This is a genomic window from Paenibacillus lautus, from assembly GCF_050482385.1.
Taxonomy (GTDB): Bacteria; Bacillota; Bacilli; order Paenibacillales; family Paenibacillaceae; genus Paenibacillus_AQ; species Paenibacillus_AQ lautus_B.
The window spans coordinates 223,244-234,690 of the sequence record NZ_JBCNHV010000013.1; the positions used below are offsets into that span (position 1 = coordinate 223,244).

Consider the following 11,447-nt stretch of genomic DNA (forward strand, 5'->3'; position numbering starts at 1 on the left):
CTGCGGGAGCCGCTAAAGATGTGCACCGTGCGCACTGCTCCCTGTGCGCACGGTGCATGGTCCGCGGCATGCTGGATGACTGTCGACCAACCGAGATGCAGGTTGCATCACGATCATAAACCATCAATCTTATTAGTATCTCTAATTCAAGGAGGAATTGGATGTGCACAACACGCAACGAAGTGAACCCAGGCTGAAGGAAATGTTCGCGGATGACTTTCTCATTGGAGCGGCCGTAAACCCGCAGACGATCGAAACACAGGAGGAATTGCTATCCTATCATTTCAACAGCATCACGGCGGAAAATGAAATGAAGTTTGTCAGTGTGCATCCGGCGGAGGATACATATACGTTCGAGGATGCGGACCGGCTCGTCACCTTCGCCCGCAAGCATGGGATGAAGATGCGCGGCCATACGCTGGTGTGGCATAACCAAACAACCGATTGGCTGTTCGAGGACAAGAACGGGGGCCTGGTGGATAAATCTACGCTGTACGCTCGGTTGAAATCGCATACGGATACGGTCTTAAAGCGGTACAAGGACGACATTTACGCCTGGGACGTCGTCAACGAGGTGATCGCGGATGAAGGCGCGGAACTGCTTCGTCCATCCAAGTGGCTGGACATTGCCGGTCCGGAGTTTATCTCCAAGGCATTCGAGTATGCTCATGAAGCCGATTCGTCCGCGCTGTTGTTCTATAACGATTACAATGAGTCCCATCCGAACAAGCGGGACAAAATCCATACGCTGGTCAAGTCGTTGCTGGATCAAGGAACGCCGATCCACGGCGTAGGATTGCAGGCGCACTGGAATCTGTACGATCCGGGTCTTGACGATATCCGCGCCGCGATCGAGAAGTATGCATCGCTCGGCCTGCAGCTTCAGCTCACGGAGCTCGATGTGTCGCTGTTCCGGTTTGACGACAAGCGGAAGGATCTGACCGAAGCGCCGGAAGAACTTCTGGAGGCTCAAGCCAAGCGGTACGAGGCGATGTTCGGCATTCTGAAGGAGTACCGGGATCATATTACGTCCGTTACCTTCTGGGGCGCAGCCGACGATTACACTTGGCTGGATGATTTCCCGGTACGGGGGCGTAAGAATTGGCCCTTTCTGTTCGATGAACGGCATCAGCCGAAACCGGCGTTTCACCGGTTGGTGGAGCGTGCGGTCAAAGTGTAATCCGTCATGGCGCGGATCAAGCCTCCATCCCAATCAAATACGAAGCAATATAAGCGGTTAAGGCAGTCATCAGCTTGTCATGTAGCCGGTCCTTGTGGCCGGCAACTTGTATTTTGATCCTGACGGGAAGCCGGGGTTTAGACAACGGCAATCCGAAGAGATGGCACTGACTTTTGGCCAAAGAAGGAGGAACTGACATTGAAGAGCACTTTATATAAAGCGTGGCTGCAGTATGCGCCCATTAAGGACCGCGAGCTTGCCTCCGGATACAGCAGGCTGCTCGGCACGATTGTAGCGGACCTGCAGCAGTCGCGGGCTGCGAACACCGCCATTGAGGAACTGAAGCGGGCGTGCCAATCCATGCTGGGTATTGTACCGGTCATCACGTCCGAGGTGCGGGCTTCATCCTATTTTGAGGTGCGCATTTCGTCATCAGTCGAAACTGGCATGGGGGATTTGGATGGGGTCGGCTCAGGCGGGGATAGGGGCCGGATGGTGGCCCAGCTAGGCGCAGAAGGCTTTCAGCTGGAGCATTCAATCCAAGGGCAGCAGGAAAAGCTGGTACTGATTGGTGGATCCGGTAAAGGCATATTATATGGGGTGTTTCATTTATTGAGATTGCTGGCCTCCCACCAACCGTTAACCGGACTGAACGTGACCGAGCAGCCAGTGAACGGACTTCGGATGATCAATCAATGGGATAATGCCGACGGCTCGGTGGAACGCGGGTACTCGGGCAACTCGATTTTTTACGAAAATGGACGGTTTGCCGAAAATCTGGATCGCGTGAGAGATTACGCCCGCCTGTTGGCTTCCGTGGGCATGAATGCCATCTCCATTAATAATGTCAATGTGCACGAGATCGAGACGAAGTTCATTACTGCGGAATATTTGCCGACGATTGCGAAGATCGCCGATATTTTCCGGGAATATGGCATTACATTGTACTTGAGCATTAACTTTGCGGCTCCGCTGCATATCGGGGGCGTATCGACCTCCGATCCGCTGAACGAAGAGGTTCGGCAGTGGTGGAAGAGCACGGCGAATGAGATTTACGATCATATTCCGGACTTCGGCGGCTTCCTGGTAAAGGCGGATTCGGAGCATCGTCCCGGCCCGTTTGCCTATGGCAGGGACCATGCCGATGGCGCTAATATGCTGGCTGAAGCCTTGGAGCCGCATGGCGGGCTCGTCATCTGGCGCTGCTTCGTCTACAACTGCATGCAGGATTGGCGCGACCGCAGCACAGACCGGGCACGGGCAGCCTATGATCATTTCACCCTGCTGGACGGCAGGTTTAAGGACAATGTGCTGCTGCAGATTAAGAATGGGCCGATGGATTTTCAAGTGCGGGAGCCGGTGTCACCGCTGTTCGGCAGCATGAAAGAGACCAATCAAGTGCTCGAGTTCCAGGTCGCCCAGGAATATACCGGACAGCAGCGTCACGTATGCTATTTGGTGCCGCAGTGGAAAGAGGTGCTGGATTTCGATACCTATGCGAATGGGTCGGGGTCCGAGGTGAAGAAGATCGTGAATGGTTCCCTGCACGGCATGAAATACAGCGGGATCGCCGCCGTTTCCAACATCGGAAGCGATGAGAACTGGACGGGCCACACCTTGGCACAGGCGAATCTGTATGGCTTCGGACGCCTGAGCTGGGATCCGGAATTGTCCTCCGAGGGGATTGCGGAAGAATGGACGAGGCTAACCTTCGGCAATGATGATATGGTGGTCAACACGGTGTGCGGCATGCTTATGCAATCGTGGCCGATCTATGAAAGCTACACTGCCCCGCTCGGGGTGGGCTGGATGATTACGCCGCATACGCATTACGGTCCGGATGTGGACGGCTATGAATATTCAAGGTGGGGCACGTACCATTTCGCCGATCGGGACGGGATGGGCGTCGACCGCACGGTAGCGACGGGCACAGGCTATACCGCGCAGTATTTCGGGCCGAATAGGGCTCGATATGATTCGCTGGGAGATTGTCCTGACGAGTTGCTGCTGTTCTTCCATCATGTGCCGTATTCCTATGTGCTGAAATCCGGTAAAACAGTGATTCAGCATATCTATGATGCACATTTTGACGGGGCGCAAGCAGCGGCTGGACTGCTTGAGGCCTGGACCTCGCTGGCAGGGATGGTCGATCCGGAGCGTTTCATTCAAGTGAAGGAGCGGCTGACTGATCAGGCTGCGCATGCGAAGCATTGGCGGGATGTGATCAATACGTACTTTTACCGTAAATCCGGCGTGCCGGATGAACAGGGGCGGACGATTTATTAAGTTCATTTATAACGGAATGCTAAATATAGAGGGGTGCCCCATCAGGCTGTGAATCTGATGGGCATCTTTTTTATAGCTGGATGCTTACAATGGCTGAGCCTTATTGTGAGGAAGTACTTTTGATGACACTCCGGCTGGGTCAGAAAATTTCATTCCATAAGCTGGGCTTTATAGGGTGGGGGGCTATATGATATACTAAGAATAGGGTTAGAATAAGATGAAGTAACGTGATCAAGGGGGGAATGGATATGACAATCGAAAAACATGTACATGATGCATGCGCAGTAACTAGTGAACGGAAGAGCCATCATTCCGACAAAACGAAAAGCAACCTCGTGAGCCGGTTGAACCGGATTGAAGGACAGATTCGCGGCGTGAAGGGCTTAATTGAGAAGGATACGTACTGTGACGATGTATTAAACCAGATCTCCTCAATTCAGTCGGCCTTGAACGGCGTCAGCAAATTGCTGCTTGAGCATCATATGAAGAGCTGTGTGGTGGAGCGCCTGCAGGAGGGCGATGACGAGGTTATCACCGAGTTGCTAACAACCATGAACAAGTTAATGAAATAATGGAATTCCGGGCTGGAGACGGTCTGGTTATGACGAGTATCCATGGAGCTGCCACCTTCTAAAGGTGGCAGTAAGTATTTATTCAGGGTGAAGAATACCGCACGGTTATGCGGTTAAATCATAGCGAGAACATATTTTTTTAAAAAAAGTGAGAATACCCATTGACTAAATATAGGGTAGGGGGGTATACTAACATCAAGAAACAGGAACAACAAGTTTAAACTTATGCCGGGCATGCTTTTAGAAGGGCTGCTCAAATCATTCATAAACCAAAGGAGAGATTGAACATGGAACAGGTAACAATAAAAGTAGAAGGTATGTCTTGCATGCATTGCGTGAATTCCATTGAGGGAGCTTTAAAGAATGAGAGCATCGAGGGACATGTGGATTTGAAGGCAGGCACGGTCTCCGTCAAATATGACGCAGGCAAAGTCAACTTGGATAAAATCAAAGAAATTATCGAGGAACAAGGATATAACGTAGTTTAATCAAACGGCACGAGGATGAAGAGGGGTGAGGAGAAGATGGGAGCAGAAGCAACAATGGAACAGAAGAAAACATCGCTGCAGTTAACGGGTATGACATGTGCCGCCTGTGCGAATCGGATTGAGAAGGGTCTTAGCAAAATGGAGGGCGTCCAGGAAGCGAATGTGAATTTTGCGCTGGAAAAAGCGTCGGTTACATTTGATCCGAATGTGGTTTCCGTCCAGCAGATGGAAGAGAAAATTGAAAAGCTGGGTTACGGAACAGCAAAGGAAACCGTGGACCTGCAGCTGATTGGCATGTACTGCGCAGCCTGTGCTTCGAAAATCGAGAAAGTGGTAAGCAAGATGCCAGGTGTTAATCAGGCCAACGTCAATTTTGCACTGGAAACGGCCCGGGTGGAATTCAATCCCGCAGAGGTAAGCCTTAGCGATATTCAACAGCGTGTGGAGAAGCTTGGGTATCAGGCGGTTTCCAAACAGGAGACGCTTGATCAGGAAGGTCACCGCAAGGAGGCCATCACCAAGCAAAAGCGGAAGCTGCTCCTGTCGGCGATTCTGTCGCTGCCGCTGCTCTGGGCCATGGTGAGCCATTTCTCCTTCACCTCCTGGATCTGGATGCCGGATCTGTTCATGAACCCTTGGTTCCAGCTGATCCTGGCAACGCCGGTACAGTTTTTTATCGGAAAACAGTTCTATGTGGGAGCCTATAAGGCTCTCCGCAACAAAAGCGCCAATATGGACGTTCTGGTCGCACTCGGTACGTCGGCAGCTTATTTCTACAGCCTGTATTTAACGATCGATTGGGCCGTTGCCGGAGCAAATGTACACCATGGGCCCGAAATGTACTATGAAACAAGTGCGGTGCTGATCACGCTGGTCATTATGGGGAAACTGTTTGAATCCCTGGCCAAAGGCCGTACCTCAGAGGCCATCAAAACCCTGATGGGTCTTCAAGCCAAAACGGCGCTGGTCGTTCGTGACGGTCAGGAGATGACCATCCCGGTGGAACAGGTCCTGGTGGGTGATCTCGTATTGGTAAAGCCGGGTGAGAAAATCCCGGTGGACGGTAAAGTAGTCGAAGGCACGTCGGCAGTAGATGAGTCGATGCTGACAGGTGAGAGTATTCCGGTTGAGAAAAAAGCGGGCGATGCTGTGATCGGTGCCACCATAAACAAAAACGGACGCTTGATGCTTGAAGCGACGAAAGTGGGTAAAGAGACCGCTCTAGCCCAAATTATCAAGGTGGTTGAGGAAGCACAAGGCTCCAAGGCTCCGATTCAGCGGGTAGCTGATGTTATCTCCGGCATTTTCGTTCCGATCGTGGTCGGCATTGCGATTGTTGCCTTCCTCGTATGGTACTTCTGGGTAGAACCAGGTAATTTTTCCCAATCACTAGAAATTGCCATTGCGATTCTGGTTATTGCTTGTCCGTGTGCGCTGGGTCTGGCTACACCGACCTCGATCATGGCGGGTTCGGGCCGCGCTGCAGAACTGGGCGTTCTGTTCAAGGGCGGAGAGCATCTGGAGTCTACCCATAAAATCAATACAATTATTCTGGATAAAACAGGCACAGTCACGAAAGGTAAACCCGAGTTGACCGATGTGGAAGTTCATAACTTTGATCAAGAGCTGTTCCTTCGTCTGGTCGGATCTGCTGAGAAGAGTTCCGAGCATCCGCTTGCTGAAGCGATTGTGGCCGGGATTGAGGCAAAAGGAACACAGCTTCCGGCCACGGAGCATTTTGAAGCCATTCCAGGCTACGGCATCCGTGCCAGCGTGGAAGGACATGAGGTGCTGGTAGGCACACGCAAGCTGATGGCACAGCATAGCGTATCGATTGATTCGATCCTCGGCAGAATGTCGGAACTTGAAACCGAAGGCAAGACTGCCATGCTTACAGCGGTAGACGGTCAATATGCGGGTCTTGTGGCTGTGGCGGATACGATCAAGGAGACGTCCCGTGCTGCCGTAGCGAGATTGAAAGAAATGGGCATCGAGGTCATTATGATTACCGGTGACAATGAACGCACGGCACAGGCCATCGCGAAGCAGGTTGGCATCGACCATGTACGTGCCGAGGTACTGCCCGAAGGCAAAGCGGATGAAGTGAAGAAGCTCCAGCAGCAGGGCAAGAAGGTCGCCATGGTTGGTGACGGTATTAACGATGCACCAGCCCTTGCGGTTGCCGATATCGGCATGGCCATCGGCACAGGTACGGATGTGGCCATGGAAGCCGCTGACGTAACGCTGATGAAGGGCGACCTGAACAGCATTCCGGATGCCATCTACATGAGCCGCAAGACGATGAGCAACATTCGTCAAAACCTGTTCTGGGCGCTGGGTTATAACTCGCTCGGCATTCCGATTGCCGCCATCGGGCTCCTGGCACCTTGGGTGGCCGGGGCCGCCATGGCACTGAGCTCCGTATCAGTCGTGCTGAATGCCCTTCGCTTGCAGCGGATGAAGGTATAACGAAAGCAGACTGACCGTTCATATATAGAGTATGGATCAACCTGATAAGGAAAAGATGATTAGGGCGACTTGATGGGGGTGCAGACATTGGCAACGCAAAAATTCGCAGTGACACCCGGTTTTGAAGTGGGCGGAACGCTGTTCCGCCCGGATCAGCTATCCGTATTGGGCTCTATCGTGGGCGAGGATGCCCGCATTGAGATGACTACCTTTAAACAGCTCTACGTGGAGATGGATGCAGAGCGGGTGGAAGAAGCAAAGGCGAAGCTGGAAGCCGCCGGACTTCAGGTTCATCCTGCCGGCTTTGTCTCCAAGAGCCTGATCACCTGCAACTTTTGCCGGGGGGCGGAAGATTCGGGACTGGACGTTGCGAAGATGCTGGATGAAGCGATCGCCGATCATCCTGTACCCAATCCGCTAAAGATCGGTTACGCAGGCTGCGCGCTCGGCACCAGCGAGCCGCTGCTGAAGGATATTGCCGTTATTAAGATGAGGAACACCTATGATATCTATGTGGGTGGAGAGCCGAGAGGGCTGAAGGCTGCTCTGGCTAAGCTGCTGCATAAGAATGTAGCGCCTGAGCTGCTGGCCCCGATCATCCTGAAGCTGATCGCCGTCTACCAGGAGAACGGCAAGAAGAAAGAGAAGTTCTCGCGCTTCGTAGATCGCATGACGCTCGATCAGTTGCGTCAACTCACGCTGGATGGGCGGATGGATCCGGCAGGATAAACGAAAGTTTAGAAGGCATCACCTAAGGGTGGTGCCTTTTTTCATCACCAACGCTGCGTAGTGGGGATCTTCCATTTCGTACGGCTTCATCCACCAGGTTCCATTGTCTCGTCCGAAGGATTGGCCGATTTACCGGAGCGCTGATCCCAACACCACCGGGAATGGCAGAGAAGGTCCGGCTCACACCGACTTCGATTCTTTTGAATATACCGGCTATTTCTCATAACGGGATACGCCGAAACGAGGATGGATATACTCTCAAGAGCACCTGAGGGTGCTCTTTTTTCTATAGACTAGAACGCGCCACCCATTGGAATCCTTGGTTCGATCAAGCGAGACCCACTCTGAGCGCATTTCGTCTCCTCTACTTGCGGCGGTGGGAATAACAGCCAGATCGGGTATTTTATCGTGGTTGACGAGTGATATGAAAGGGTATACAATTTATATTGTTAAAAGATTTTAACTATTTAAATTTGTAATATATTTGTAAGGACTTCGTTGTGCATCGAGGTGATGAAACTGGATAAGAGGGAACAATTATCTAACATGGTGGCCCGTCAGATGATGACGCTTGTGGCGAACTATGCCAAGATTCTGGACAATGATTTGACCGGTCCGCAATATTACGTTCTTCAGACCTTGGCGTACGAGGGGCAGCAGACCAGCTCGTATTTTGCCAATGCCTTGAATGTTACGCTTTCGGCTGTGACCAACTTGAGCAACAAGCTGGTCAGTAAGGGTTATATTGAACGGGTGGCGTCAAGCGAGGACAGGCGTCAGGTCTATCTTAAGATTACGGAGCAGGGCCGTGAAGTTGAAGCCCGGATGATTGCGAAGTACCGTGAATTGAATGAAGGCTTATGGTCGGATTTCTCGGATCAGGAGATGGATGTGTTGATCGCTTCATATGAGAAGATGATTGAACATTTGCAGCTTAAGATCGGGCAGTCTCATGAAGATAGCTAAACCAACGACTACTATTGCAGGAGGTATTCCCATGGGGAGATTAGATAATAAAGTAGCAATCATTACAGGTGCAGCAGGTGGGATGGGTAAAGCCGACGCTCTTTTGTTTGTGCAGGAGGGAGCCAAGGTTGCGATTACGGACCTTCAGGAAGACAAGATCAAAGACGTCGTAGCTGAGATTGAAGCGCTTGGCGGCGAAGCGATCGGATTCAAGCACAACGTCGCTTCCGAGGAAGACTGGGTTCGTGTCGTGGATGAGACCGTTCAAAAATTTGGCAAAATCGACATTCTGGTCAACAATGCCGGTGTCTCCAATGCAACGCCGTTCATGGATTTGACGGTGGAAGGCTGGGAGAAGACGATGTCGATTAACGTTACGAGCATATTCCTCGGTCAGAAATATGTCATTCCGCACATGATCGAAGCCGGCGGCGGTTCCATCGTCAACATTTCCTCCATTGCCGGCCTGACAGGCGGCAGCGGCGCCGGTCCTTACACGGCAAGCAAAGGCGCGGTGCGCATGCTGACTAAAGCCACGGCCGTTGACTGTGCGAAACATAACATCCGCTGCAATTCGGTTCACCCTGGCTACATCGAAACGCCAATGACCGTGGACCTCTTCAAGGATGAGCAGATGATGCAGTGGTTCCAATCCCAGACTCCGCTTCCACGCCTGGGCAAAGCGGAAGATATCGCACGCGGCGTATTGTTCCTTGCTTCGGATGAATCTTCTTATATTACAGGCGTTGAGCTGCCGATTGATGGCGGATATTTTGCGAAGTAAGTCATTCTTCCATTGGCTTACCTATAGGCTATAGACGGTAGAAATGATCGTGATACTACTCGGTCAGACCTAATTTATCTTATCATCAAGGGGAGTGTTGTTTCATGTCCGATAACAAACAGATCGCTGTCATTACCGGCGCAGCCAGCGGGATCGGCAGAGCCAGCAGCTTGAAATTGGCAGAGAACGGTGCAACGGTAGTGCTCGTTGACTTCAACAAGGAAGCCGGCGAAGAAACGCTGCGTTTGATCAAGGAGCAGGGCGGAGAGGGAATCTTCGTTCAAGCGGATGTGACAAAAACCGAGGACGTTCAGAACTATGTGAACAAGGCGGTTGAAGCCTACGGCAGAATCGATTTCTTCTTCAACAATGCAGGCATCGTGCAGAAGTTCTCGATGCTGGACGACATCGACGAGAATGAATTTGACCGTCAAATGTCCGTGAACGTCAAGGGCGCTTTCCTCGGCATGAAGTATGTTTTGAAAGTCATGAAAGAGCAGGGCAGCGGACATATCGTCAATACCGCTTCCACGGCGGGTATTCGCAGCGAGCACAGTGCAGCTGCTTATTCGGCAAGCAAGCATGCGGTGGTGGGCTTGACGAAGGGAGCAGCGCTGGAATACGTGAAGCAGGGCATTCGCGTGAACGCGATTTGTCCGGGCGGCGTTCAGACGCCGCTTACGGCAGCGGTGGCCAAGTCCTTCATGGAAGGTGGCTACGTGCCAGAGGAAGTGGGCAGCATGCGGATGGGACGTCCGGCTGAGGCGGATGAAATCGCGAACGTGGTTGCCTTCCTGGCTTCCCCGGGCTCCAGCTACATGACAGGCTCGCTAGTTACGATTGATGGCGGATTGACGCTGTAATATATAAAGAAAAAAAGACCAGTCAAGCACCGGAATACCGGGTTTGACTGGTCTTTTTGGCATAGTTTTATTGGATGCCGACGACATCCGCCAGCAGCTCATATGAACGCAGGCGCGCCTCATGATCGTAGATGGCGGCCGCGACAATAATCTCGTCTGCATTCGTCGACTGCTGGAACTCCTCCAACTGCGCACGTACGGTTGCAGGGCTGCCGATGGCGGAGAAGCTGAGTTGGCGCTTCACGATGGCCTGCTCCTGTAAGTTCCACAGCTCATCCATGCTGTCCACCGGCGGACTCAGCTGGCCGGTACGGCCGCGGATGATGTTCAGGAACTGCTGATACGGCGAAGTAGCCAGGCGCTGCGCTTCCTCATCCGTGTCGGCACAGATCACGTTCACGCCGATCATGGCATAAGGCTTGCTCAACTCGGATGAAGGGCGGAAGTTGGTACGGTACAGATCGAGCGCAGCCATCAGATAATCCGGAGCAAAGTGGCTCGCAAAAGAGAACGGAAGCCCCAGCTGGCCTGCCAGCTGCGCACTGAAACCGCTGGAGCCGAGCAGCCAGATCGGTACATGCAGGCCTTCACCGGGAATCGCCCGGATACGCATGGATGAGCCAGAAGTAGGCTGGAAGTAATTACGCAGCTCGCCGAGACGATCCGGGAAATCCTGGCCGTCGCTGCCAGGACCGCGGCGGAGCGCACGGGATGTGAGCTGATCCGATCCCGGCGCACGGCCAAGACCGAGATCAATCCGGCCGGGATACAACGATTCGAGGGTGCCGAACTGCTCGGCTATGACCAGCGGAGCGTGGTTCGGCAGCATGATGCCGCCCGATCCGACGCGGATCTTGCTCGTGCCCCCGGCGACATGGCCAATGACGACCGAAGTAGCCGAGCTGGCGATCCCCGGCATATTGTGGTGTTCGGCAAGCCAGTAGCGGTTATACCCCCACTTCTCGGCATGTTGGGCCAGATCGAGTGTATTCCGCAGCGACTGCGCAGCGGTGCTGCCCGCTGTAATCGGGGCGAGATCCAGAATGGAAATTGGGATATCGCGAAGCGTTTTGGACGCTGTATGATCAAGATGGGGTTCTGTCATATGGG

General features: G+C 52.8%; 10 protein-coding genes. 9 read left to right on the forward strand and 1 reads right to left on the reverse strand.

Annotation, left to right across the window (positions count from 1 at the left end; translation table 11 throughout):
• Positions 1 to 163: 163 nt before the first annotated feature.
• The 9 genes from ABEW73_RS17615 (at position 164) to ABEW73_RS17655 (ending at position 10,337) form a co-directional block, all read left to right on the forward strand.
• Positions 164 to 1,180 (forward strand): endo-1,4-beta-xylanase, encoded by a 1,017-nt coding sequence (locus tag ABEW73_RS17615; protein ID WP_430166641.1) that lies wholly within the window; start codon positions 164 to 166, stop codon positions 1,178 to 1,180.
• 198 nt (positions 1,181 to 1,378) lie between these two features.
• Positions 1,379 to 3,466, forward strand: coding sequence for an alpha-glucuronidase family glycosyl hydrolase (locus ABEW73_RS17620; protein ID WP_430166642.1), 2,088 nt, complete (start codon positions 1,379 to 1,381; stop codon positions 3,464 to 3,466).
• Between the two features lie 248 nt (positions 3,467 to 3,714).
• Positions 3,715 to 4,038 (forward strand): metal-sensitive transcriptional regulator, encoded by a 324-nt coding sequence (locus tag ABEW73_RS17625; protein ID WP_326094932.1) that lies wholly within the window; start codon positions 3,715 to 3,717, stop codon positions 4,036 to 4,038.
• A gap of 287 nt (positions 4,039 to 4,325) precedes the next feature.
• Positions 4,326 to 4,526: a cation transporter gene (locus ABEW73_RS17630; protein ID WP_430166644.1), complete on the forward strand. Its 201-nt coding sequence runs from the start codon at positions 4,326 to 4,328 to the stop codon at positions 4,524 to 4,526.
• A gap of 36 nt (positions 4,527 to 4,562) precedes the next feature.
• Positions 4,563 to 6,995: a heavy metal translocating P-type ATPase gene (locus ABEW73_RS17635; protein ID WP_430166646.1), complete on the forward strand. Its 2,433-nt coding sequence runs from the start codon at positions 4,563 to 4,565 to the stop codon at positions 6,993 to 6,995.
• A gap of 87 nt (positions 6,996 to 7,082) precedes the next feature.
• Complete coding sequence (locus ABEW73_RS17640) at positions 7,083 to 7,724, forward strand: nitrite reductase (protein ID WP_430166647.1); 642 nt, start codon at positions 7,083 to 7,085, stop codon at positions 7,722 to 7,724.
• A gap of 513 nt (positions 7,725 to 8,237) precedes the next feature.
• The gene (locus tag ABEW73_RS17645) at positions 8,238 to 8,690 is read left to right on the forward strand and encodes a MarR family winged helix-turn-helix transcriptional regulator (protein ID WP_430206389.1); all 453 of its coding nucleotides are present in this window, start codon (positions 8,238 to 8,240) and stop codon (positions 8,688 to 8,690) included.
• Positions 8,691 to 8,721: 31 nt separating this feature from the next.
• Positions 8,722 to 9,474 carry an SDR family NAD(P)-dependent oxidoreductase gene (locus ABEW73_RS17650; protein ID WP_430166650.1) on the forward strand — a complete coding sequence of 251 codons (753 nt, stop codon included), beginning with the start codon at positions 8,722 to 8,724 and terminating at the stop codon, positions 9,472 to 9,474.
• A gap of 104 nt (positions 9,475 to 9,578) precedes the next feature.
• Positions 9,579 to 10,337: an SDR family NAD(P)-dependent oxidoreductase gene (locus ABEW73_RS17655; RefSeq protein ID WP_430166652.1), complete on the forward strand. Its 759-nt coding sequence runs from the start codon at positions 9,579 to 9,581 to the stop codon at positions 10,335 to 10,337.
• A 67-nt stretch (positions 10,338 to 10,404) separates the two neighbouring features.
• Here ABEW73_RS17655 and ABEW73_RS17660 read toward each other — a convergent pair whose 3' ends face one another.
• Positions 10,405 to 11,442, reverse strand: coding sequence for an LLM class flavin-dependent oxidoreductase (locus ABEW73_RS17660; RefSeq protein ID WP_430166653.1), 1,038 nt, complete (start codon positions 11,440 to 11,442; stop codon positions 10,405 to 10,407).
• Between the last annotated feature and the right edge of the window lie 5 nt (positions 11,443 to 11,447).

Coding starts and splice junctions, on each gene's coding strand:
- ABEW73_RS17625 (WP_326094932.1), top strand. CDS start 3,715: ATGACAATCGAAAAACATGTACATGATGCATGCGCAGTAACTAGTGAA.
- ABEW73_RS17630 (WP_430166644.1), top strand. CDS start 4,326: ATGGAACAGGTAACAATAAAAGTAGAAGGTATGTCTTGCATGCATTGC.
- ABEW73_RS17635 (WP_430166646.1), top strand. CDS start 4,563: ATGGGAGCAGAAGCAACAATGGAACAGAAGAAAACATCGCTGCAGTTA.
- ABEW73_RS17645 (WP_430206389.1), top strand. CDS start 8,238: ATGAAACTGGATAAGAGGGAACAATTATCTAACATGGTGGCCCGTCAG.
- ABEW73_RS17650 (WP_430166650.1), top strand. CDS start 8,722: ATGGGGAGATTAGATAATAAAGTAGCAATCATTACAGGTGCAGCAGGT.
- ABEW73_RS17655 (WP_430166652.1), top strand. CDS start 9,579: ATGTCCGATAACAAACAGATCGCTGTCATTACCGGCGCAGCCAGCGGG.
- ABEW73_RS17660 (WP_430166653.1), bottom strand. CDS start 11,442: ATGACAGAACCCCATCTTGATCATACAGCGTCCAAAACGCTTCGCGAT.